This is a genomic window from Pseudomonas sp. LTR0 (assembly GCF_036630035.1).
Lineage (GTDB): Bacteria > Pseudomonadota > Gammaproteobacteria > Pseudomonadales > Pseudomonadaceae > Aquipseudomonas > Aquipseudomonas putida_Y.
This window is the reverse complement of record NZ_CP123734.1, coordinates 419,107-440,652: the sequence shown is the minus strand read 5'-3', so window position 1 is coordinate 440,652 and position 21,546 is coordinate 419,107. Positions and strand designations below refer to the sequence as shown.

At 61.6% G+C, this 21,546-nt stretch carries 23 protein-coding genes; 8 read left to right on the top strand and 15 right to left on the bottom strand.

Annotated elements, in window-relative coordinates:
* Positions 1-23 precede the first annotated feature (23 nt).
* Positions 24-374: an iron-sulfur cluster insertion protein ErpA gene (gene erpA, locus QCL51_RS01980; RefSeq protein WP_003255511.1), complete on the bottom strand. Its 351-nt coding sequence runs from the start codon at positions 372-374 to the stop codon at positions 24-26.
* 146 nt (positions 375-520) lie between these two features.
* Positions 521-1,555 carry an N-acetyl-gamma-glutamyl-phosphate reductase gene (argC, locus tag QCL51_RS01975; RefSeq protein ID WP_021782735.1) on the bottom strand — a complete coding sequence of 345 codons (1,035 nt, stop codon included), beginning with the start codon at positions 1,553-1,555 and terminating at the stop codon, positions 521-523.
* Between the two features lie 142 nt (positions 1,556-1,697).
* Between argC and hemJ the strand changes: the two genes are divergently transcribed.
* The 6 genes from hemJ (at position 1,698) to QCL51_RS01945 (ending at position 6,124) form a co-directional block, all read left to right on the top strand.
* Positions 1,698-2,123 carry a protoporphyrinogen oxidase HemJ gene (gene hemJ, locus QCL51_RS01970; RefSeq protein ID WP_021782734.1) on the top strand — a complete coding sequence of 142 codons (426 nt, stop codon included), beginning with the start codon at positions 1,698-1,700 and terminating at the stop codon, positions 2,121-2,123.
* Between the two features lie 28 nt (positions 2,124-2,151).
* Positions 2,152-3,108, top strand: coding sequence for a nitronate monooxygenase family protein (locus QCL51_RS01965; RefSeq protein WP_275967154.1), 957 nt, complete (start codon positions 2,152-2,154; stop codon positions 3,106-3,108).
* Positions 3,109-3,175: 67 nt separating this feature from the next.
* Positions 3,176-3,958, top strand: coding sequence for an SDR family oxidoreductase (locus QCL51_RS01960; RefSeq protein ID WP_021782732.1), 783 nt, complete (start codon positions 3,176-3,178; stop codon positions 3,956-3,958).
* 63 nt (positions 3,959-4,021) lie between these two features.
* Positions 4,022-4,360: a histidine triad nucleotide-binding protein gene (locus tag QCL51_RS01955; RefSeq protein WP_003255518.1), complete on the top strand. Its 339-nt coding sequence runs from the start codon at positions 4,022-4,024 to the stop codon at positions 4,358-4,360.
* A 65-nt stretch (positions 4,361-4,425) separates the two neighbouring features.
* The gene (gene coq7 / locus QCL51_RS01950) at positions 4,426-5,073 is read left to right on the top strand and encodes a 2-polyprenyl-3-methyl-6-methoxy-1,4-benzoquinone monooxygenase (protein WP_021782731.1); all 648 of its coding nucleotides are present in this window, start codon (positions 4,426-4,428) and stop codon (positions 5,071-5,073) included.
* Positions 5,074-5,083: 10 nt separating this feature from the next.
* Positions 5,084-6,124, top strand: coding sequence for a hypothetical protein (locus QCL51_RS01945; RefSeq protein ID WP_021782730.1), 1,041 nt, complete (start codon positions 5,084-5,086; stop codon positions 6,122-6,124).
* A gap of 76 nt (positions 6,125-6,200) precedes the next feature.
* Here QCL51_RS01945 and QCL51_RS01940 read toward each other — a convergent pair whose 3' ends face one another.
* On the bottom strand, positions 6,201-6,623 hold the full coding sequence (locus QCL51_RS01940; RefSeq protein ID WP_004376171.1) for an OsmC family protein: 423 nt from the start codon (positions 6,621-6,623) through the stop codon (positions 6,201-6,203).
* A gap of 191 nt (positions 6,624-6,814) precedes the next feature.
* Between QCL51_RS01940 and crp the strand changes: the two genes are divergently transcribed.
* Positions 6,815-7,459, top strand: a complete 645-nt coding sequence (gene crp / locus QCL51_RS01935) for a cAMP-activated global transcriptional regulator CRP (RefSeq protein WP_019436724.1) — start codon at positions 6,815-6,817, stop codon at positions 7,457-7,459.
* Here the strand turns inward: crp and QCL51_RS01930 are convergent.
* The 4 genes from QCL51_RS01930 to QCL51_RS01915 all read right to left on the bottom strand — a co-directional run bounded on the left by QCL51_RS01930 (position 7,456) and on the right by QCL51_RS01915 (position 10,790).
* Positions 7,456-8,160, bottom strand: a complete 705-nt coding sequence (locus QCL51_RS01930) for a lipoate--protein ligase family protein (RefSeq protein ID WP_021782729.1) — start codon at positions 8,158-8,160, stop codon at positions 7,456-7,458. The two genes, crp and QCL51_RS01930, sit on opposite strands and share 4 nt — an antisense overlap.
* A gap of 147 nt (positions 8,161-8,307) precedes the next feature.
* Entirely contained in the window at positions 8,308-9,141 is an 834-nt protein-coding gene (trpC, locus tag QCL51_RS01925) for an indole-3-glycerol phosphate synthase TrpC (RefSeq protein ID WP_021782728.1), read from the bottom strand.
* Positions 9,138-10,187, bottom strand: coding sequence for an anthranilate phosphoribosyltransferase (trpD, locus tag QCL51_RS01920; protein WP_021782727.1), 1,050 nt, complete (start codon positions 10,185-10,187; stop codon positions 9,138-9,140). The genes trpC and trpD overlap by 4 nt, the downstream gene beginning before the upstream one ends.
* 9 nt (positions 10,188-10,196) lie before the next feature.
* On the bottom strand, positions 10,197-10,790 hold the full coding sequence (locus QCL51_RS01915) for an aminodeoxychorismate/anthranilate synthase component II (protein WP_003255531.1): 594 nt from the start codon (positions 10,788-10,790) through the stop codon (positions 10,197-10,199).
* A 367-nt stretch (positions 10,791-11,157) separates the two neighbouring features.
* Here QCL51_RS01915 and estP point away from each other — a divergent pair, with 367 nt between their 5' ends.
* A complete protein-coding gene (gene estP, locus QCL51_RS01910) occupies positions 11,158-13,047 on the top strand; it encodes an esterase EstP (protein WP_103443393.1) in 1,890 nt (629 codons plus the stop codon).
* Between the two features lie 32 nt (positions 13,048-13,079).
* On the opposite strand, the gene trpE is transcribed toward estP, so the two are convergent.
* The 8 genes from trpE to QCL51_RS01870 all read right to left on the bottom strand — a co-directional run bounded on the left by trpE (position 13,080) and on the right by QCL51_RS01870 (position 21,545).
* The gene (gene trpE, locus QCL51_RS01905) at positions 13,080-14,561 is read right to left on the bottom strand and encodes an anthranilate synthase component I (protein ID WP_021782725.1); all 1,482 of its coding nucleotides are present in this window, start codon (positions 14,559-14,561) and stop codon (positions 13,080-13,082) included.
* A gap of 69 nt (positions 14,562-14,630) precedes the next feature.
* The gene (locus QCL51_RS01900; protein ID WP_021782724.1) at positions 14,631-15,449 is read right to left on the bottom strand and encodes a phosphoglycolate phosphatase; all 819 of its coding nucleotides are present in this window, start codon (positions 15,447-15,449) and stop codon (positions 14,631-14,633) included.
* Complete coding sequence (rpe, locus tag QCL51_RS01895; RefSeq protein WP_003255539.1) at positions 15,446-16,120, bottom strand: ribulose-phosphate 3-epimerase; 675 nt, start codon at positions 16,118-16,120, stop codon at positions 15,446-15,448. The genes QCL51_RS01900 and rpe overlap by 4 nt, the downstream gene beginning before the upstream one ends.
* 151 nt (positions 16,121-16,271) lie before the next feature.
* Positions 16,272-17,099 (bottom strand): ABC transporter permease, encoded by an 828-nt coding sequence (locus QCL51_RS01890; protein ID WP_021782723.1) that lies wholly within the window; start codon positions 17,097-17,099, stop codon positions 16,272-16,274.
* A gap of 10 nt (positions 17,100-17,109) precedes the next feature.
* Positions 17,110-18,357, bottom strand: a complete 1,248-nt coding sequence (locus QCL51_RS01885; RefSeq protein ID WP_021782722.1) for an ABC transporter permease — start codon at positions 18,355-18,357, stop codon at positions 17,110-17,112.
* A 60-nt stretch (positions 18,358-18,417) separates the two neighbouring features.
* Positions 18,418-19,452 (bottom strand): ABC transporter substrate-binding protein, encoded by a 1,035-nt coding sequence (locus tag QCL51_RS01880; protein WP_021782721.1) that lies wholly within the window; start codon positions 19,450-19,452, stop codon positions 18,418-18,420.
* Between the two features lie 40 nt (positions 19,453-19,492).
* Positions 19,493-20,617: an ABC transporter ATP-binding protein gene (locus tag QCL51_RS01875; RefSeq protein ID WP_021782720.1), complete on the bottom strand. Its 1,125-nt coding sequence runs from the start codon at positions 20,615-20,617 to the stop codon at positions 19,493-19,495.
* A 295-nt stretch (positions 20,618-20,912) separates the two neighbouring features.
* The gene (locus tag QCL51_RS01870; protein ID WP_173401663.1) at positions 20,913-21,545 is read right to left on the bottom strand and encodes a response regulator transcription factor; all 633 of its coding nucleotides are present in this window, start codon (positions 21,543-21,545) and stop codon (positions 20,913-20,915) included.
* Position 21,546 lies beyond the last annotated feature (1 nt).

Here is a 21,546-nt window from a genome sequence, read left to right as displayed (position 1 = left end):
GCGTTTTGCTTTCTGGCGAAGCCTTAGATCGAGAACGACGAGCCGCAACCGCAGGTGGTGGCGGCATTCGGATTCTTGATCACGAAACGCGAACCTTCCAGGCCTTCCTGGTAGTCCACTTCGGCGCCGGCCAGGTACTGGAAGCTCATCGGGTCGACCACCAGGGAAACGCCCTCGCGCTCGACGATGGTGTCATCTTCGGCCACATCCTCATCAAACGTAAAGCCATACTGGAAGCCCGAGCAACCACCACCGGTCACGAACACCCGCAGTTTCAGACGTTCATTGCCTTCCTCATTGACCAGGTTTTTCACCTTCTGGGCTGCCCCATGGGTGAACTCCAGGCCGGTAGGGGTGAAGGTTTCGACACTCATGTTGATTCTCCCGGCGCGGTAGCCGCCATAAAACTCGATGACGCGCATTATCCGCTTTCCCGAGAAAATCGGTCAAGAATTGTGCGGCTTTAGTCGCGACATACAAAAAGGCCCGCACGACGCGGGCCTTTTCGAACGCTGGCTGCTTACGGCAGCAAGCCGGCATGGGACAGGCCCATGCGCTCATCCAGGCCGAACAGAATGTTGAGGTTCTGTACCGCCTGGCCGGAGGCGCCCTTGACCAGGTTGTCGATCACCGACAGCACCACCACCAGGTCACCACCCTGCGGGCGATGAACCGCAATGCGACAAACGTTGGCGCCGCGCACGCTGCGGGTTTCCGGGTGGCTGCCAGCTGGCATCACGTCGACGAACGGTTCGTCGGCGTAGCGCTTCTCGTACAGGGCCTGCAGGTCGACCGAGGTATCGACCACATTCGCGTACAGGGTGGCATGGATGCCGCGGATCATTGGCGTCAGATGCGGCACGAAAGTCAGCCCGATGTCCTTGCCCGCGGCCAGGCGCAAGCCCTGGCTGATCTCCGGCAGGTGGCGATGACCCTTTACCGCGTATGCTTTCATGCTTTCGCCGGCTTCGCAGAACAGCGAGCCCACAGCCGCACCGCGGCCTGCACCGCTGACGCCCGACTTGCAGTCGGCGATCAGGCGCGATGGGTCAGCCAGCCCTGCTTCCAGCAGCGGCAGGAAGCCCAGCTGGGTGGCGGTCGGATAGCAACCCGGCACAGCGATCAGGCGTGCCTGGCGGATCTTCTCGCGGTTGACTTCAGGCAGGCCATACACAGCGTCCTTGAGCAGCTCTGGCGCGCCATGCGGCTGACCGTACCACTTGCCCCACTCGGCGGCATCCTGCAGGCGGAAGTCGGCCGACAGGTCGATCACCTTGGTGCCGGCCGCCAACAGCTCACCAGCCAGGGCGTGGGCAACACCATGCGGCGTGGCGAAGAACACCACATCGCAGGCGGCCAGAGCCTTGCTGTCCGGCACGCTGAACGCCAACCCGTCATAATGGCCGCGCAGGTTCGGGTACATGTCCGCCACCGCCACGCCCGCCTCGGAGCGCGAAGTGATGACCGCCACTTCGGCCTGTGGATGCTGTGCCAGCAGACGCAACAGTTCGACGCCGGTGTAACCCGTGCCGCCGACGATACCGACCTTGATCATAACGCTTGCCCCTTATCAACGAGCCGTCTGGAAAGCGCACGATAATAGGGGCGTGGGGCGCCTGTAACAACTCTTCGGGTGACCCTTCGGGCGCTTGACCACTACTATCTGACGACCGTGATTACCTGAAGGAACTCCCTCCATGCTTTACCTATGGATCAAAGCGCTGCATATCGTCAGCGTGGTCTGCTGGTTCGCCGGCCTGTTCTACCTGCCCAGGCTGTTCGTCTACCACGCCCAGAGCCAGGACAGCATCAGCCAGGAACGCTTCGTGACCATGGAGCGCAAGCTATATCGCGGAATCATGAACCCGGCGATGATCGCCACCTACGTCTTTGGCGCCTGGATGCTGTACCTCAATCCCGGCTGGCTGAGCCAGGGGTGGCTGCATGCCAAGCTCACCCTGGTCATCCTGCTGACCGGCTACCATCACGTGTGCGGCGCCCAGCGCAAACGCTTCGCCAATGGCACCAACACCCGCAGCCACGTCTACTATCGCTGGTTCAACGAAGTGCCCGTGCTGATCCTGCTGGGTATCGTCATTCTGGTGGTGGTGAAACCGTTCTGACATAGCCACCCGCTCAAGGAGCCTTGCCATGTCGCTACCTGCCTCGCTCGAGCAACGCCTGCGGCTGCCCGTGGTTGCCGCGCCGATGTTCCTCATCTCCAACCCCCAACTGGTGCTGGCCTGCTGCGCCAGCGGCGTGGTTGGCAGTTTCCCGGCCCTGAACCAACGCGACAGCGCTGGCTTCAAGGCCTGGTTGGAAGAGATCGAGGCTGGCCTGGCTGACCTGCAGGCGCCAGCGCCCTATGCCGTCAACCTGATCGTCCACCCGACCAACCCGCGCCTGCAGGCCGACTTGGCATTGTGCGTCGAACACCGTGTCCCGATCGTCATCACCAGCCTCGGGGCGGTAAAGGAAGTGGTCGATGCCGTGCACGGTTACGGCGGCCTGGTCCTCCACGATGTCACCACCCGCCGGCATGCCGAGAAAGCAGCCGAAGCCGGTGTCGATGGCCTTATCGCTGTCGCCGCAGGCGCAGGCGGCCATGCCGGCACCTGGAGCCCGTTCGCCCTGGCCGCAGAAATTCGCCAGTTCTTCGACAAGACCCTGTTGCTGGCTGGCTGCATCAACCACGGCCACGAAATCCTGGCCGCACAACTGCTGGGGGCGGACTTGGCGTACATGGGCACGCGCTTCATCGCTACCACAGAAAGCCAGGCTCAGGGCGCCTACAAACAGATGCTGCTGGATGCCCATGCCGCCGACATCATCCACACCCCAGTGGTGTCCGGCATCCCAGCCAGCTTCCTGCGCCAGAGCCTGGAGCAGGCCGGCTACGACATGAACGCCCTCAAGGGGGGGCAGGTGCAAGGCAAGCTCAAGCCAATCGATGACGAAGCCAAGGCCTGGAAGACCGTATGGTCAGCGGGCCAGGGCGTCGGAGCCATCCATGACCTGCCCAGCGCCAGCGCATTGATCGAGCGCCTGCATGGCGAGTACCGACAAGCCCTGGAACGCTGCCAGGTTTTGCGCGCCAGCACCTTGTAGCAAAAGGCAACACCTTGCACGGGCAAGTTGTACACTAGGCGCCCTCTTCCGCCCCCAGGAGCCTTGCATGACCCGTTACGCCATGATCACTGGTGCTTCCAGCGGCCTGGGCCTGGCCTTGGCGGAAGCGCTGGCACGGCGCGGGCGCAATCTGATCCTGGTGGCACGCCAACGAGAAACGCTGGAGCCTGTCGCCATGGAGCTGACCCAGCGTTTTGGTGTCGAGGTGCTGTTCCGCGCCTGCGACCTCAGTCAGCCGTTGCGCCTTTCAGGCTTCGTGCTAGAGCTGGAAGAAGGTGAGCGGCGTATCGATTTGCTGGTCAACTGCGCGGGCTTGCGCACCTATGGGCCGTTCCTGGCCCATGAATGGGCCGACGAACAAGACCTGCTGGAGGTCAACGTGCTGGCCCTGAGCCGCCTGTGCCACGCCATCGGTAACCTGATGGCTGTGCAGGGTGGCGGGCAGATTCTCAACGTCGCCGGCCTGGCCGGGGTGGCGCCTGGCCCATGGATGGCCGCCTATGCCGCCAGCAAGGCCTACGTTTTGAGCTTTTCCCAGGCCCTGCGCGAAGAACTGAAACGCACCGGCATCAAGGTCTCGGTACTGTGCCCTGGCCCAGTACGCTCCGCACGCAGGCGCATTGCGCGGCTCGATGGCAAGCCGCGCTGTCTCAGCCCAGAGGAAGTGGCGCTGTACACCGTGCGGGCACTGGACAAGAACCGCGCGCTGATCATGCCCGGTCGGCGCAACCGCTGGCTGGCGTTCGCCCCGCGGCTGCTGCCGCGCTGGCTGGTGCGCAAGCTGGCCGGGGCCATCCACCGCCGCTATTGCCCCTTAGGCATGGAATAGCCACTGGGCGAGCGGCGCCCGGCTGAGTAAACTCGGCCCGACCCTCACCATGGAGCAAGTGCTGTGGACGATCTATTCCTCAAAATCATCAACCGGGAAATCCCGGCAGATATCATCTATGAAGACGACCAGATCCTGGCCTTCAAGGACATTGCACCCGCGGCACCGGTACATTTTCTGGTCATCCCGAAAAAGCACATTCGCACCCTCAATGACCTGACCGAAGAAGACAAGGCCCTGGCTGGCCACATCCTGTTCACCGCCCAGCGCCTGGCTGTCGAACAAGGCTGCGAGGAAGGTTTCCGCGTGGTCATGAACTGCAACCCCAAAGGCGGCCAGACCGTCTACCACATCCATATGCACGTGCTTGGCCAGCGCCAGATGAACTGGCCACCGGGCTGACCCACGGCAAGCGACCCCGCCGCTATTGCGGTAAACTGTCGGGCACATTCTTGCGGAGGTGCCCGATGGCTACCGAACGTCACTACTCGCCGCTCGACCGCTTGTTGCTGCAGGCCGATACTGCCATGCGCACCTTGCTGCCATTCAGCGGCCAACCCGCCCGGCCATCGCCGGCCATCGTCCAGCCAGACGCTGACCTGGACGAGCAACAGGCCCGTCATATTGCCGGGCTGATGCGCATCAACCATACCGGTGAAGTCTGCGCCCAGGCGTTGTACCAAGGCCAGGCCCTGACCGCCAAGTTGCCGGAAGTGCGCAAGGCCATGGAGCATGCCGCTGAGGAAGAAATCGACCACCTGGCCTGGTGCGAACAGCGCATTCGCCAGCTGAACAGCCACCCGAGCGTGCTCAACCCGCTGTTCTACGGCATGTCGTTTGGCATCGGCGCACTGGCCGGGCTGGTCAGCGACAAGGTCAGCCTGGGCTTCGTCGCCGCTACCGAACATCAGGTGTGCAAGCACCTCGACGAGCACCTGGAGCAGCTCCCGCACGAAGATGAAAAATCCCGGGCCATTCTCGAGCAAATGCGCATCGACGAAGAGCAGCACGCCGAGTCCGCACTGGAGGCCGGTGGTTATCGCTTCCCGGCCCCCGTCCGCTTTGGCATGAGCTTGCTGGCCAAGGTCATGACCAAAAGCACATACCGCATCTGAAGGCATCACCATGACGGATCGATTCGACGCCAAGGACCTGGCGCGCGCCGTGCAAGCAGGCATTCTCCAACCAGGCCAGGACCAAAGCCTGTTGGCATTCCTGCGCCAGCAGCCCGCACCACGTGGCAGCTTTCAGCTGGCCCATGTTGCCTTCTACTTTGGCGCCATGCTGATCATGGCGGCAATGGGCTGGTTGCTCACCGAGGCCTGGATGAGCATCGGTGACAGCGCGCTGTTGATCATCGCCAGCCTCTATATCCTGCTGATCACCTTGTTCGCCCTCAATCTGCAACGCCGCGCCCAGCCCGTCGCCGCTGGCGTGCTGGCAGCAGTAGCAGTCAGCATCGTGCCGCTGGCGGTATTCGCTATCGAACGCATGGTCGGTTGGTGGCCACTGGACGATGCGCAGGCCGACTACCACCAGTACTACACCTACGTGCAGGGTGGCTGGCTGGCGATGGAAGCAGCCACGGTGCTTGCCGGGCTGATAATGCTTCGGCTGATCCCCTACCCGTTCGTTGTCATGCCAATCGCCGTGGCCTTGTGGTTCATGTCGATGGACCTTAGCGAGTGGTTCTTCGGCTCCCCGTTCAGTTGGGAGCAGCGTCGCCAGGTATCCCTGTGGTTTGGGCTGGGCTTGCTGGTGGTTTTCCTCGTGATAGACGGCCGCACGCGTGAGGACTACGCCCGTTGGGGTTACCTCGCCGGGCTGGCAGCATTCTGGGGCGGGTTGACGCTGCTGGACAGCGGCAGTGAGTTGGGCAAGGCCCTGTACTGCCTGATCAACATTGCGCTGATGGGCATGGCGGTACTGCTGCGCCGGCCGGTTTTCATGGTGTTTGGTGCACTGGGGGTGGCGGCATATCTGGGATATCTGTCGTACGAGGTATTTGCCCAGTCGTTGCTGTTCCCGGTAGTGCTGACCATGATCGGGCTGGGGGTTATCTGGCTTGGCCTGGTTTACCAAAAGCGCCGGGAGCGGTTGAGCCAGGCGCTAAGAAGCAATCTTCCGCAATGGTTGCGAATGGCCCTTCCGGCGCTGCGCAACTGAAGGTCGGCCGGGCAGTATGTGGGAGCGGCTTCACCCGCTCCCTCAGGGGCTGCAAAGCGGCGCCGGAATCTCAGCCTTAACCCAGCTCTACGATTTCATACCCATGGGTAATCTCAACCCCGGCACGCTCAAGCATGATCGAAGCCGAGCAGTACTTTTCCGCCGACAGCTCCACCGCCCGCTTGACCTGCGCTTCTTTCAGCCCACGCCCTTTAACCACGAAGTTCATGTGAATCTTGGTGAACACCTTGGGGTCTTCGCTGGCACGCTCCGCTTCAAGAAATGCCTCACAGCTTTCCACTGCCTGGCGCGACTTCTTCAGAATGCTCACCACGTCAAAGCTGCTGCAACCACCCAGGCCCAGCAACAGCATTTCCATCGGTCGCACGCCCAGGTTGCGGCCGCCGGCCTCGGGCGGGCCGTCCATCACGACGACATGGCCGCTCCCCGATTCGCCGAGGAACATTGCCTCACCGGCCCACTGGATACGTGCCTTCATCTACCCGGACTCCTGATTTTCGGAAAAGGGTGTCAGCTTAGACCTTGTGCGGCTGTGGGAAAAGCACGAGATGTGTCGGTTTAGTACCGAAACATCCTGTAGTGTCTGATAAGCTGGCGCCAAATGACTGGCGCCCTCCGTCAGCCAACCTCTATAAAAAGCTTATGCGTCATATCGAACAGGATTTCGTGATGGTTGCCTCCGCCCTACCCGCCAAGATAAAGAACATCGACAAGCTGCTGGTGCACTGCCAGCGCCGCCGCTACACCGCCAAAAGCAATATCATCTGCGCCGGCGACCGGGCCGAGACACTGTCGTTCATCATCAAGGGTTCGGTCACCATCCTCATCGAGGACGATGACGGCCATGAAATGATCATCGCCTACCTCAACAATGGCGATTTCTTTGGCGAGCTAGGCCTGTTCGAGCCCGTTGATGGCGAGCAGCAGCGCAGTGCCTGGGTACGCGCCAAGACCGAATGCGAAGTGGCCGAAATCAGCTACGAAAAGTTTCGCGAACTGGCGCGCCAGGACCCTGAAATCCTCTACGCCCTGGGCAGTCAAATGGCCCAGCGCCTGCGCAACACTACGCGCAAGGTTGGCGATTTGGCATTTTTCGACGTGACCGGGCGAGTTGCACGTTGCCTGCTGGAGCTGTGCAAGCAGCCCGACGCCATGACCCACCCCGATGGCATGCAGATCAAGATTACCCGTCAGGAAATCGGCCGAATCGTCGGTTGCTCCCGGGAAATGGTCGGCCGCGTTCTAAAGGATTTGGAGGAACGCAGCCTGGTGCAGGTCAAGGGTAAGACCATGGTGGTCTACGGTACCCGCTAGTCCTTGGGCAACTCGGCCAGTACCTTGGCGTAGGCCTGCGAAAGGCGCTCGAACCAGGGTGCTGCCGGCGCTACTTCGTGCAAGGCGATGTGCGCATCAGCGCGACAGCGTTGCTCCAGCTCGCAGCACTCGTTGAAGCGGTTGACCGCCGCCACCATCGACTCGCGCTCGTTGTCCAGCAGCAGGGCACCGTGCACCAGCACCACCGGGCGCTTGCCACCCAGGCCCTGACGCCAGCGCTGGGCGGTACCCACCAGTTTGCGGCCATTGAGGTTGACGTTGTAGCGGCCATCGCAGAAGGCCCCGTCAATTTCCCCGACTGACGCTACCCCTCCCCACTCGCGCAGCACATCGCACAGCGGCAGACACAGGCGCTCGTAGGCATTTTCGATACGGCCGTGGTCACCTTCACTGCGCGGCGCGGCGTAGACCAGTGCAACGTTCACTGTCGAGTGCGACTGAGGCACCGGCTCACCGCCGGTTTCTCGCAGCAGCACCGGCCAGCCAGCAATAGCCAATTCCGCGCAGGCGACCTCGAAGTTGCCCAGCCGGCTCATGCGCCGAGGCATGACCAGCGCGTGGTCGGTCGGGCGCCAGAACAGCACGCCACTGTCACGCTCGCCACGGCAGACGGCGGCCAGCAATTCCTGTTCGGCGTGCAGGCCTTGTTCGACGCTCAGGGCCAAGGGTTGATCGGTCATTGATCCACCTATTTTGTTGTTTTCACCGGCCTCTTCGCGGGTAAACCCGCTCCCACAACAGGGCGCGTACCCGTGTAGGGGCGGGCTTGCCCGCGAAGAGGCCATTACAGGTACAAAAAAGCCGGCAAAAACGCCGGCTTCATTTAATCAGTCCAGTTGCTGAACAGTCTTCTTCACCTGCTCGGGGAAGAACAGCCGCTGTAATTCCAGGCCAGGCTGCTCGGCGCGCATGAACGCCTCACCCACCAGGAACGAGTAAACCTCGTTGATTGCCATCAGCTCCACATCGGCCCGGTTGAGAATACCGCTTTCGGTAATCGCCAGACGGTCACGCGGAATGCGCGGCAACAGGTCGAGGGTGGTTTCCAGGCTGACCTCAAAAGTATGCAGGTTGCGGTTGTTCACCCCCACCAGCGGTGTATCCAGGGTTTTCAGCGCGCGCTCCAGTTCATCGCCATCGTGCACTTCTACCAACACGTCGAGGCCGACGTCCTTGGCAGTGGCGGCCAGCTCAGCCATCTTCACGTCATCCAGCGCCGACACGATCAGCAGTACGCAGTCTGCCCCCAGGGCCCGGGCTTCAACGATCTGGTAAGGGTCGACCATGAAGTCCTTACGGATCACCGGCAGCGAAACAGCTGCGCGGGCCTGCTGCAAGTACTCATCGGCCCCCTGGAAATAATCGACATCGGTCAGCACCGACAGGCAGGTGGCCCCGCCCTTCTCGTAGCTGACCGCGATTTCCGCCGGCACGAAGTGCTCACGGATCACGCCCTTGCTTGGCGAAGCCTTCTTGATTTCGGCAATCACCGCTGGCTGCTTGCGTTTGGCCTGCTCGATCAGCGCGTTGGCGAAGCCTCGCGGGGTGTCGGCGGCCTTGGCCAGGCCTTCCAGTTCGGCGAAGCTGACGCGTGCACTACGCTCGGCCACTTCTTGAAACTTGCGGGCAATGATCCTTTCCAGCACCGTCGGCACACTCATGCTTCGTTCTCCACCTTGAATACTGCAGTAAAGGCGCCCAATTCCTGCAGCTTCTCCCAGGCCAGGCCGGTGTGCAGTACATCATGGGCCAGTTCTACACCGGCTTTCAGGCTCATGGCATGGTCAGCGGCATACAGCGCCGCGCCAGCATTAAGCACGATCATTTCGGCGGCCTTCTGGCCGTTCTCGGTCTTGCGCCGGCCCAGCGCATCGCGGATCAACTCCAGCGAAGCCTGCGGGCTCTCGACAGCCAGGCCATGAAGGCTCTGACTCTTAATGCCGAGGTCTTCCGGCTCGACCCAATATTCAGTAATTTCGTCGTTTTTCAGTTCGGCGACAAAGGTGGGTGCGGCCAGGCTGAACTCGTCCAGGCCATCCTTCGAGTGCACTACCAGCACATGCTTGCTACCCAGACGCTGCAGCACCTCAGCCAGTGGGCGGCAAAGGGCTTGCGCGAACACACCGACCACCTGGTGCTTCACTCCGGCCGGATTCGTAAGCGGGCCGAGCATATTGAACAGGGTGCGCAACCCCAGTTCTCGACGCGGGCCTGCGGCGTGCTTCATGGCCGAGTGGTGACTTTGCGCAAACATGAAACCGATGCCCAGGCTGTCGATGCAGCGCGCCACTTGAGTTGGCGTCAGGTTCAGGTAGATGCCGGCAGCTTCCAGCAAGTCGGCACTGCCGCTCTTGCCCGATACCGCGCGGTTACCGTGCTTGGCCACCGGGCAGCCCGCCGCCGCCAGGACGAAGGACGAAGCGGTGGAGACGTTGAAGATGTTGGCGCCATCACCGCCGGTACCGACAATATCGACGACACCATCAAGGCTTTGCAGCTCGACCTTTTCGGCCAGCTCACGCATCACCGACACCGCGCCGACGATTTCGTCGATGCTTTCGCTTTTCATGCGCATGCCCATCAGGAAGGCACCTATCTGCGCCTCGCTGCACTGACCGGTCATGATCTGGCGCATGACCTGGCGCATTTCGTCGGTAGTAAGGTCCAGCTGGCCGACGATACGGCTCAACGCACTCTTGATATCCATGTTCGATCCTTAACGGCGGCCGCCGGTCTGCTTGAGGAAATTGGCGAACAGTTCATGGCCCTGCTCGGTCAGGATCGACTCAGGGTGGAATTGCACCCCTTCGATATTCAGCGTCTTGTGGCGCAGGCCCATGATCTCATCGACCGAACCGTCAGCATGGGAGGTCCAGGCGGTAACTTCCAGGCAGTCAGGCAAGGTTTCACGCTTTACCACCAGCGAGTGGTAACGGGTCACGGTCAGCGGGTTGTTAAGGCTGGCGAACACGCCCAGGTCGCGGTGATACACCGGGCTGGTCTTGCCGTGCATGACCTGGCGTGCACGTACAACGTCGCCGCCAAAAGCCTGCCCGATTGACTGGTGGCCCAGGCATACGCCGAGGATTGGCAACTTGCCAGCAAAGTGCAGGATGGCCTCGATGGACACGCCCGCTTCGCTTGGGGTGCACGGCCCCGGGGATACGACGATGCGCTCAGGGTTGAGGGCCTCGATCTGGGCGATTGTCATTTCGTCATTGCGAATGACCTTGACCTCGGCACCCAGCTCGCCAAGGTACTGAACGACGTTGTAAGTGAATGAGTCGTAATTGTCGATCATCAGTAACATGGTGTTAAACCTCTTGAATCTACTGACTTCATGATTCGAACCTTCCTGCACCAGCCACAGGCGCGGCTTTGCCACAACGGGCGGTAAACGAGAAGGCAAACGGGGACGGGCCGGGCGGGCCGGCAGGAGATAAAGTCAGGCGCGCCAACGCCAACGGGCGTGGGCCTTGATTACGCGCATCAAGAGTTTGCTGACGATCAACACAGGATAGGTCTCGCTCATACGTCCCGGCACAGTAGCCTACCGGGGCGACGGGCGCAATATGCCTGTAAACACGGGGAAACGAATGGACTTGGGAGGGAAGCACTACGATTTGCTAAGGTCGATGGGGTTGTCCTTATAAAAACAAAGAAAAGGATGTTCCCTGATGCGAAAAGCCCCGTTATTGCGCTTTACCCTCGCTTCACTGGCCTTGGCCTGCAGCCAGGCGTTGGCAGGCCCTTCGCCCTATTCCACCCTTGTCGTGTTTGGCGACAGCCTCGCCGATGCGGGGCAGTTTCCCGACCTGGGCGGCGGTACCCCAGGCGCGCGTTTCACCAACCGCGATGCCGACGGCAACTTTGCCCCAGTGTCACCGATGATCCTCGGTAGCCGCCTGGGGGTCGCGCCAGGCGACCTGAACCCGTCGACATCAATAGGCATCAGCCCCGATGGTAATAACTGGGCAGTCGGCGGGTACACCACCCAGCAGATCCTGGACTCGATCACGACAACGTCCGAGACCGTCATCCCACCTGGAAACCCCAATGCCGGGTTGGTGCTGCGCGAGCGCCCCGGCTACCTGGCCAACGGGCTGCGCGCCGACCCAAATGCCTTGTACTATCTGACAGGCGGCGGTAACGACTTCCTGCAGGGCCTGGTGAATAGCCCGGCCGACGCCGTAGCCGCCGGCGCCCGCCTGGCTGCCAGCGCCCAAGCGCTTCAGCAAGGAGGTGCGCGCTACATCATGGTCTGGCTACTGCCTGACCTCGGCCAAACACCCAATTTCAGCGGCACACCACAGCAAAACCCACTGTCACTGCTCTCCGCTGCGTTCAACCAGTCATTGATCAGCCAGTTGGGGCAGATCGATGCCCAGATCATTCCACTGAACATCCCTACGCTGTTGAGCGAGGCGTTGGCCAGCCCCAGCCAGTTCGGCCTGGCCAGCGACCAGAACCTTGTCGGCACCTGCTACAGCGGAGACAGTTGCGTGGAAAACCCGGTGTACGGGATCAACGGTACAACGCCAGACCCGACCAAACTGCTGTTCAACGACTCGGTACACCCGACTATCGCGGGCCAACAACTGATTGCCGATTACGCCTACTCGATCCTCGCTGCCCCTTGGGAACTGACCCTGCTACCGGAAATGGCCCACGCCAGTCTGCGGGCCCACCAGGATGAGTTGCGCAATCAGTGGCAGACGCCTTGGCAAGCAGTTGGCCAATGGCAAGCCTTTGTCGCCAGCGGCGCTCAGGACCTGGACTTCGACGGCCAGCACAGCGCGGCCAGCGGTGACGGTCGCGGCTACAACCTGACCTTTGGCGGCAGCTATCGCCTGAACGACGCCTGGCGCCTGGGCCTGGCCGGCGGTGCGTACCGGCAGAAGCTGGAAGCTGGCGAACAGGACTCGGACTACAAGCTGAACAGCTATATGGCCAGTGCCTTTGCCCAATACCGCCAGGACCGCTGGTGGGCCGACGCAGCGCTGACCGCCGGGCACCTGGACTACAGCGATCTCAAGCGTACCTTCGCCCTGGGTGTGAATGACCGCAGTGAGAAGGGCGACACCGACGGCGAAGCCTGGGCATTGTCCGGGCGGCTGGGCTACAACCTGGCGGCCGACACCAGCAACTGGCAGTTGGCACCGTTCATCAGTGTCGACTATGCGCGGGTGAAGGTGGATGGCTACGACGAGAAGAGCGGGCGCTCGACGGCGCTTGCCTTCGATGACCAGGAGCGCACTTCACGCCGCCTGGGCGTGGGGCTGCTGGGCAGCGTGCAGGTACTGCCAGGTACCCGGCTTTTCGCCGAGGTGGCACAGGAGCATGAGTTCGAGGACGACGAGCAGGATGTGACGATGCACCTGACCAGCTTGCCGGCAAATGACTTCACCCTGAGCGGGTACACACCACACAGCGACCTGACCCGGGCGAGCCTGGGAGTAAGCCATGAACTGGTGGCGGGGGTGCATTTGCGCGGGAACTACAACTGGCGCAAAAGTGATGAGTTGACGCAGCAGGGCATTAGCCTGGGGGTTAGTGTGGACTTCTAAATTGCTGGGGCCGCTTTGCGGCCCCAGGCAAATTATTTGGCCGAAGTCTGCTCGGCCAACGCCACCGCACGGAACATCGCCCGGCGCTTGTTGATGGTTTCTTCCCATTCCAGCGCCGGCACCGAGTCGGCAACGATGCCGCCACCGGCCTGCACATGCAGCTCGCCGTCCTTGATCACTGCAGTACGAATGGCAATTGCGGTATCCATATTGCCGTTCCAGGCAAAATACCCGACTGCACCGCCGTAAACCCCACGCTTGACAGGTTCCAGCTCGTCGATGATTTCCATCGCGCGGATCTTCGGCGCTCCCGACAAGGTGCCAGCCGGCAGAATCGCCCGCAGTGCATCCATCGCCGTGAGGCCTTCACGCAACTGGCCAGTAACGTTGGAGACAATGTGCATCACGTTGGAGTAACGCTCGATCACCATCTTCTCGGTCAGGCGCACACTGCCGGTCGAAGACACACGGCCCACATCGTTGCGGCCCAGATCGATCAGCATCAGGTGCTCGGCAATTTCCTTGTCGTCCGACAGCAGGTCGTCTTCCAGCGCACGGTCGGCCTCCTCGGTCGCACCACGCGGGCGGGTACCGGCAATCGGGCGCACGGTGACCAGGTTGTCCTCGACACGTACCAACACCTCGGGCGAGCTGCCGACTACATGAAAGTCACCGAAGTTGAAGAAGTACATGTACGGCGTCGGGTTGAAACAGCGTAGCGCGCGGTACAGGTCGATAGGCGCAGCCTTGAAGTCGATCGACATGCGCTGCGATGGCACCACCTGCATACAGTCCCCGGCCAGGATGTATTCCTTGATACGACCGACGGCGTTTTCGTAATCCTCGCGGGTGTAGCTGGAGCGGAATTCCGGCTCGGCTGCCTGCGGGCCGCTCAGGTCCAGACCGCGGCGCGGGGTGATTGGCTGACGCAAGGTTTCCAGCAAGCCTTGCAGGCGCGCCTGGCCCTGTTCGAAAGCCTGATCTTCAGCTGGGTCGACCAACACGATGGCGTGCATCTTGCCCGCCAGGTTGTCGAACACCACCACCGCGTCGGACACCATCAGCAGGATATCGGGTACGCCCAGCGGGTCCGGATTGGGGCTGGCGCCTAGGCGCTTTTCCACATAGCGCACGCAATCGTAGCCAAAGTAGCCGACCAGCCCGCCATTGAAGCGCGGCAGGCCGGGGATATCGGCAACTTTGTAGCGGTCCTTGAAGGTTTCAACGAATGCCAGCGGGTCTTCGACCTCACAGCTTTCCACCTCGACGCCATCCTGGAGGATGCTGACATGGTAGCCATGCACACGCATCACCGTACGCGATGGCAAGCCGATCATCGAGTAACGGCCCCACTTCTCGCCGCCCTGCACCGATTCGAGCAGGTACGAGTTGGGCCGGTCAGCCAGTTTCAGGTAGATCGACAGCGGCGTGTCGAAGTCGGCCAAGGTTTCACAGGCCAAGGGAATACGGTTGTAGCCGGCAGCAGCCAGGCGCAGGAATTCTTCGTGGTTCATGAGTAGTCTCGTGGCAAGCAGCAATAGGTCAGGCAAACGGACGGGCCGGCACACGCCGGCAGGCTGAAGTCAGGCGCGCCAACGCCAACGGGCCAAGGCCTTGATGACTTTCATCCAGAATTTGCCAGTAACCGCCACGGTGGACTCTCTGTCTTGTGAGGCTTGAAGGTCCGCCAACGTTATCCCAGTGGCCGGGTCTGCGCAACCGGGCAGCAATGCCCGCAAGTCGTCGATTACCAGGCTGGGGGATTCATCGTCGATCGGCCTGCCATGGTTATAGCCGTAGGTCAGGCCCACGCATTGCACGCCAGCCGCCTTGGCCGCCTGCACGTCACTGCGAGAATCACCCACAAACAGGGATTGTTGCGGGGTAACACCGGCCATCTGCATGACGAACAGCAACGCCGCCGGGTCGGGCTTTTTCTGCGGCAAGGTGTCGCCACCAATGATCCAGCGGAAGAAATTGCCGATCTTCATCTGGTCCAGCAGCGGGCCAACGAAGCGCTCAGGCTTGTTGGTAATCAGCGCCATCTCCACGCCCTGCTTGCGCAGCCAGCGCAGGGTGTCCCGTACGCCGGGGTAGACCACGGTCAGATCATGGCTTTCGGCATAAGCGTCCATGAACAGCGCCAGCGCCTGTTCTGCCAGCGCATCGTCCACTTCGGCGTGGTCGATGCCACCCGCCAACGCGCGGCGCACCAGCACCTGGGCGCCATTGCCAACCCAGTGGCGCACGGCCTCAAGGCCAGCAGGCGGGCGCCCCAGTTCGAGCAGCATGCGGTCCACAGCGGCGGCCAGGTCAGGCACGGAATCGATCAGGGTACCGTCCAGATCGAACATTACCAGCCTGGGCAGCGTCCCCGGGAACAGCTGCTCGAAGCCGCTCATGGGCGGGCCAGGGCCAGTTCGGCGCGCATCTTGGCGATAACTTCCTGGTAGTCCGGGGCGTTGAAAATCGCCGAGCCGGCCACGAAGGTGTCGGCGCCAGCGGCAGCGATCTCGCGGATGTTGTTGACGTTCACGCCACCATCGATCTCCAGACGGATATCACGGCCACTGGCGTCGATCAGCGCACGCGCTTCGCGCAGCTTGTCGAGGGTGCCGGGGATGAACTTCTGCCCGCCGAAGCCCGGGTTGACGCTCATCAGCAGCACCATGTCGATCTTGTCCATCACGTATTTCAGGGCATCCAGGCTGGTGGCCGGGTTGAACACCAGGCCAGCCTTGCAGCCACCATCCTTGATCAGCTGAAGCGAACGGTCGATGTGCTGTGTGGCTTCAGGGTGGAAGGTGATGTAGGTGGCACCCGCTTCGATAAAGTCGCCAATGATGCGATCAACCGGGCTGACCATCAGGTGCACGTCGATCGGCGCAGTGACGCCGTACTTGCGCAGAGCGGTGCAAACCATAGGGCCGATGGTCAGGTTGGGGACATAGTGATTGTCCATGACATCGAAGTGGACGATGTCTGCACCCGCAGCCAATACCTTGTCGACGTCCTCACCCAGGCGGGCAAAATCGGCGGAGAGAATGGAGGGGGCAATAGCGTAGGGCTGCATGGCGCACCTGTTGGCAAAGTCACGGTGGCGCGCATTGTAACTCAGGGAAAGCGATCAAGGCTGATTGGTATCAATTGGTGTCGACCAGCGCAACCTGTGCCGGCCCCTTCGCAGCTTTAGCCGCGAAGAGCCCGGCACAGGCAAACCATCATCAGGTCGGCTGCTGGGTCCTCAGCTTCTCACTACGCCCACGCAACCATTCCAGGGTAAGCAGCAACACCACCGAGAACGCAATCAGCAAGGTCGCCGCCGCGGCAATGGTCGGGCTCAGGTTCTCGCGAATACCGCTGAACATCTGCCGCGGCAGGGTTGCCTGCTCCGGCCCGGCGAGGAACAGCGTCACCACCACCTCGTCAAACGAGGTGGCAAAGGCAAACAACGCTCCCGAGATGACACCGGGCGCGATCAGCGGCAGGGTCACCCGGCGGAAAGCCAGCAGAGGCGAGGCTCCCAGGCTGGCCGCCGCGCGCACCAGGTTGTAGTTGAAGCCCTGCAGCGTCGCCGACACGGTAATGATGACGAACGGCACACCCAGTACCGCATGCACCAGAATCAGCGAGATGAAGCTGTTGCCCATGCCCAGAGGAGCGAAGAACAGGTAACTGGCCACCCCGATGATCACTACCGGCACCACCATCGGCGAGATCACCAACGCCATCACCAGCGACTTGCCGGGGAAATCGCCACGGGTCAGGCCGATGGCCGCCAAGGTGCCGAACACCATGGCCAGCACCGTGGCCGCCGGGGCAACGATGATGCTGTTCTTCAACGCCCGCATCCACTCGGCCGAGCCGAAGAAGTCCTGATACCACTGCAGCGAGAAGCCCTGCAGCGGGTACACCAGGAAGCTGCCACTGTTGAATGACAGCGGCACGATCACCAGCACTGGCAAGATCAGGAACAGCAGGATCAAGCCACAGAGAATGCGCAGGCTGTAGTACCAGACCCGCTCCACGGGCGACATGTATGGGCTCAGCATGACAGGCTCCTCAGCTCAGGCGCAGGCGGCTGGCGCCGACCAGCCAGCTATAGATCAGGTACAACAGCACGGTCGCCAGCAGCAACAGCCCGCCCAGTGCGGTGGCCATGCCCCAGTTGATGCTGGTGTTGGTGTAGAAGGCGACGAAGTAGCTGACCATCTGGTCGTTGGGGCTACCCAGCAGCGCCGGGGTGATGTAGTAACCGATGGCCAGGATGAACACCAGCAGGCAACCGGCGCCAACACCGGCGTAGGTCTGCGGGAAGTACACCCGCCAGAAACTGGCGAACGGGTGGCAGCCCAGCGAGATTGCCGCACGCATGTAGCTCGGGGAAATCCCCTTCATCACGCTGTACAGCGGCAGGATCATGAACGGCAGCAGAATGTGCACCATCGAGATGTAGACGCCTGTGCGGTTGAACACCAGCTCAAGCGGCTGGTCGATGATGCCCATGGCCATCAGCGCGCCGTTGATCAGGCCGCCCGACTGCAGCAGCACGATCCAGGCCGCCACCCGCACCAGGATCGATGTCCAGAAAGGCAACAGCACCAGAATCATCAGCAGGTTGCTCTGCCGGGTAGGCAGGTTGGCCAACAGGTAGGCCAGAGGGTAGGCCAGTACCAGGCAGATAGTGGTAATCACCACCCCCATCCACAGGGTACGGACAAAAATGTCCAGGTAAATGGCCTGGTCCGGGGTGGCCTTGGCCAGTTCACCAAGGTCATCGATGCGGTGGTCAACCGAGGCCAGCAGGTAGAAAGAAGTCACCGAACTGGTATTGCGGCGTATCGCCTGCCAATAAGCCGGGTCACCCCAACGCTCGTCGACAGCCTGCAAAGCGTCTTTATAAGAGGCAGGCTCAGCCTTGAATGGCAATGCCCGGGCAGTCTTGGTCAACAAGCTGCGGTAGCCGGCCAGCTCCATGTTCAAGCGTTTGGAAAGGTCACCAAGGGTATGGTTCTTGCGCGACTCGGCCAGGTCCTGGCTGAGCGCCTTGTAAACGTCCTCGCCAGGCAGGCTCTTGCCATCCCACTGGCTGATGACTTCCACCGTACGCGGTAGGCCGCCGACCACTTCCGGGTTACCGACGCTCTTGTACAGCAGCGCCGCAATCGGCACCAGGAACACCAGCAGAAGAAACAGCGCCAGCGGCGCGATCAACGCCTGCGCCTTCCAGCGGTTTACCCGCTCGGCGTGTTTGAGGCGCTGCTTGAGACTTGGATCTGCGCCTTCTTTGAGGGGCACTGCAATGGCCATGGCGAACTCCGCAATACAGGCTGAAATGGGGGCCGCTCTGCGGCCCCACACACTGGACGTTTACTTCTTCGCCGCCCAGGCGTTGAAGCGTTGCTCCAGCTGCTCGCTGTTGTCGGCCCAGAACGCCACGTCGATCTGCACCTGGTTGGCAATGTTCTCAGGCGTGGTCGGCATGTCTTTCTTCACTTCGTCCGACAGCAGGCTCACGGCCTTGGAGTTGGCCGGGCCATAGGCGATGTTCTCGGAGTAGATCTTCTGCTGCTCGGGCTTGACGCTGTAGGCGATGAACTTCTTCGCCTCTTCGACGTTCTTGGCACCCTTAGGGATCGCCCATGCATCAAAGTCGTAGATGCCGCCGTTCCACACCACTTTGAGGTTGCTCTCTTTCTGCACAGCGGCAATACGCCCGTTGTAGGCAGAACTCATGACCACGTCGCCAGAGGCCAAGAACTGTGGCGGCTGTGCACCCGCTTCCCACCACTGGATACTGGGCTTGAGTTCATCGAGTTTCTTGAAGGCGCGGTCCACACCCTCTTTGGTGCCCAGTACCTGATACACGTCCTTCGGTGCCACACCGTCGGCCATCAGGGCGAACTCCAGGGTGTACTTGGCGCCCTTGCGCAGGCCGCGCTTGCCAGGGAATTTCTTGGTGTCCCAGAAATCCGCCCAGCTGGTGGGTGCGGTCTTCAGTTTGTCAGCGTTGTAGGCCATGACCGTGGACCAAACGAAGAAACCTACGCCGCACGGCTGGATGGCGCCCTTCACATAATCGGACTCGTTACCGAACAGGGCCGGGTCTAGCTCTTCGAACATGCCCTCGTCGCAACCGCGCGCCAGCTCTGGCGACTCAACCTCTACCAGGTTCCACGACACACTCTTGGTGTCGACCATCGCCTTGACCTTGGCCATTTCGCCGTTGTACTCACCCGCGACAATCTTGCCATTACCCGCTTTTTCCCATGGCTCGTAGAACGCCTTGGCCTGGGCAGCCTTGTTGGCGCCCCCGAACGAGATCACGGTGAGGTCTGCGGCCATGGCCTGGCCAGCGGTGAACAGCCCCAACGCCAGGGCGGTCAGTTTCAACTGCTTACGCATTATTATTCTCTCCACAGTACAGGGTTGGTGAAGCAATCCATCAATGGGCTTCGGCAATCGGATCGAGCGCGCGGGCGTGCTCCACCTCCCAGCCCAGCGGTACTACATCGCCCACGGCCAATGCCGGGTCGAGCTCGGCAATAGGCTGCTTCACGAAGAAGTCGCCCTTGCCGCAGACTTCCAGACGCACGCGCACGTGGTCGCCCAGATAAATGAATTCGGCCACACGGCCAGAGAACCGGTTGACGCAGCTTTCACTGTGGCCATTCAGGCGCACGCGCTCCGGGCGAATCGATAGGGTCACCGGCTCGCCGGCCTGGCCGACATTCACCGCCAGCGCCTCAACCCGCTCGCCGCGAGGCAACTGCACCTGGCAACGGTTGCCATCGCTGGCCAGCAGGGTGCCGTTAATGCGGTTATTCTCGCCGATGAAGTTGGCGACGAAGGTGTTGCAAGGCTCTTCGTAGAGCGTGCGCGGGTCGGCGATCTGCTGGATTTCGCCCTGGTGGAACACCGCCACGCGATCTGACATGGTCAGCGCTTCGCCCTGGTCATGGGTTACGTACACCACGGTCACACCGAGGCGCTGGTGAATGTGCTTGATTTCCATCTGCATGTGTTCGCGCAGTTGCTTATCCAGTGCGCCGAGTGGCTCATCCATCAGCACCAGCTGAGGCTCGAACACCAATGCCCGGGCCAGCGCCACACGCTGCTGCTGGCCGCCAGACAGCTGGCCGGGGTAGCGTTTGGCGAAAGCGTCGAGCTGGACCATGTTCAGCACACGTTTGACCCGCTCGCTGATATCGGTCTTGCTCAGGTTGCGCACGGTCAGCGGAAAGGCCAGGTTCTCGGCCACGGTCATGTGCGGAAACAGCGCGTAGTTCTGGAACACCATGCCGATATCACGCTTGTGCGGCGGCACATTGTTGATCGAGCGGCCGCCAAGCTGGATTTCGCCGGCGGTGGGGGTCTCGAAGCCCGCCAGCATCATCAGGCTGGTGGTTTTGCCGGAGCCGGACGGGCCAAGCAGGGTGAGGAACTCGCCCTTGCGGATATCCAGGTTGAGGTCTTTGACGATCAGCGACTCGCCGTCGTAGCTCTTCTGCACACCACGGAAGCTGACCAGCGTTTCGCCGGTTGCAGCGTTCGACTTCGCCTCGCTCATGCCTGCACCTTCTTGTTGGATGACTGCGTAGGCAAAAGAGTAGAAGAGACGCAAGCGCCCGAAAATCGGGGGTAGTGAGAGAATGCCATCATCCGGATGGAAGACTTGTTGTAGGGATCGCCCTACAAAGATGGCGGGATTGGAATGCGCTCCAAAGCAGTCCACCGAACCTGTGGGAGCGGGCATGCCCGCGAAGAGGCCGGTGCAACCATAGAAATCAACCGGCAAGGCCCTTTCGCGGGCACGCCCGCTCCCACAAGGGCCTCGACAGGTTCAACGATTGCGTATGTCGCAATCAGACCAGCTTGTGCTCCATGGCGTATTTCACCAGCTCCGCCAGCGAGTTCACTTTCAACTTCTGCATCAGGCGCGCCTTGTGGGTGCTGATGGTCTTGCTCGACAGCGCCAACTGCTGGGCAATGTCGTTGACGTTGGCGCCCTGGGCCAGGCGCTCGAACACCGAAAACTCCCGCTCCGAGAGCAATGTGTGCAACGGCCGGGATTCGGTCAGGCCCACTTCGAACACCATGCGGTCGGCCAGCGACGGGTCGATATAACGTCCACCACCCGCCACCCGACGAATCGCCGTCAGTAGCAGCGCCGGATCACTGTCTTTGGTGGCATAGCCCGCAGCACCGGCCTTCAGCGCCCGCGCCGCCATCTGCGCCTCATCGTGCATCGACAGCATCAGGATCGCCGGCGCATCGTGCAACGCACGGATACGCGGGATCGCTTCCAGACCGTTCACACCCGGCATGGAGATATCCAGCAGTACCACCTCGCACGGTGTGTGGCGCAGGGTTTCGAGCAACTGCTCGCCGTTACCGGCCTCCCCCGCCACTTGCATGTCCTTGGCCAGGCCAATCAACTGTTTGATGCCTTCACGGACAATGGTGTGGTCTTCGGCCACCAGTACTCGAATCACGATT

Excerpts from the sequence above, each read along its gene's own strand:
- erpA (WP_003255511.1), bottom strand. The coding sequence starts at position 374 with ATGAGTGTCGAAACCTTCACCCCTACCGGCCTGGAGTTCACCCATGGG.
- argC (WP_021782735.1), bottom strand. The coding sequence starts at position 1,555 with ATGATCAAGGTCGGTATCGTCGGCGGCACGGGTTACACCGGCGTCGAA.
- hemJ (WP_021782734.1), top strand. The coding sequence starts at position 1,698 with ATGCTTTACCTATGGATCAAAGCGCTGCATATCGTCAGCGTGGTCTGC.
- QCL51_RS01965 (WP_275967154.1), top strand. The coding sequence starts at position 2,152 with ATGTCGCTACCTGCCTCGCTCGAGCAACGCCTGCGGCTGCCCGTGGTT.
- QCL51_RS01960 (WP_021782732.1), top strand. The coding sequence starts at position 3,176 with ATGACCCGTTACGCCATGATCACTGGTGCTTCCAGCGGCCTGGGCCTG.
- coq7 (WP_021782731.1), top strand. The coding sequence starts at position 4,426 with ATGGCTACCGAACGTCACTACTCGCCGCTCGACCGCTTGTTGCTGCAG.
- QCL51_RS01945 (WP_021782730.1), top strand. The coding sequence starts at position 5,084 with ATGACGGATCGATTCGACGCCAAGGACCTGGCGCGCGCCGTGCAAGCA.
- QCL51_RS01940 (WP_004376171.1), bottom strand. The coding sequence starts at position 6,623 with ATGAAGGCACGTATCCAGTGGGCCGGTGAGGCAATGTTCCTCGGCGAA.
- crp (WP_019436724.1), top strand. The coding sequence starts at position 6,815 with ATGGTTGCCTCCGCCCTACCCGCCAAGATAAAGAACATCGACAAGCTG.
- QCL51_RS01930 (WP_021782729.1), bottom strand. The coding sequence starts at position 8,160 with ATGACCGATCAACCCTTGGCCCTGAGCGTCGAACAAGGCCTGCACGCC.
- trpC (WP_021782728.1), bottom strand. The coding sequence starts at position 9,141 with ATGAGTGTGCCGACGGTGCTGGAAAGGATCATTGCCCGCAAGTTTCAA.
- trpD (WP_021782727.1), bottom strand. The coding sequence starts at position 10,187 with ATGGATATCAAGAGTGCGTTGAGCCGTATCGTCGGCCAGCTGGACCTT.
- QCL51_RS01915 (WP_003255531.1), bottom strand. The coding sequence starts at position 10,790 with ATGTTACTGATGATCGACAATTACGACTCATTCACTTACAACGTCGTT.
- estP (WP_103443393.1), top strand. The coding sequence starts at position 11,158 with ATGCGAAAAGCCCCGTTATTGCGCTTTACCCTCGCTTCACTGGCCTTG.
- trpE (WP_021782725.1), bottom strand. The coding sequence starts at position 14,561 with ATGAACCACGAAGAATTCCTGCGCCTGGCTGCTGCCGGCTACAACCGT.
- QCL51_RS01900 (WP_021782724.1), bottom strand. The coding sequence starts at position 15,449 with ATGAGCGGCTTCGAGCAGCTGTTCCCGGGGACGCTGCCCAGGCTGGTA.
- rpe (WP_003255539.1), bottom strand. The coding sequence starts at position 16,120 with ATGCAGCCCTACGCTATTGCCCCCTCCATTCTCTCCGCCGATTTTGCC.
- QCL51_RS01890 (WP_021782723.1), bottom strand. The coding sequence starts at position 17,099 with ATGCTGAGCCCATACATGTCGCCCGTGGAGCGGGTCTGGTACTACAGC.
- QCL51_RS01885 (WP_021782722.1), bottom strand. The coding sequence starts at position 18,357 with ATGGCCATTGCAGTGCCCCTCAAAGAAGGCGCAGATCCAAGTCTCAAG.
- QCL51_RS01880 (WP_021782721.1), bottom strand. The coding sequence starts at position 19,452 with ATGCGTAAGCAGTTGAAACTGACCGCCCTGGCGTTGGGGCTGTTCACC.
- QCL51_RS01875 (WP_021782720.1), bottom strand. The coding sequence starts at position 20,617 with ATGAGCGAGGCGAAGTCGAACGCTGCAACCGGCGAAACGCTGGTCAGC.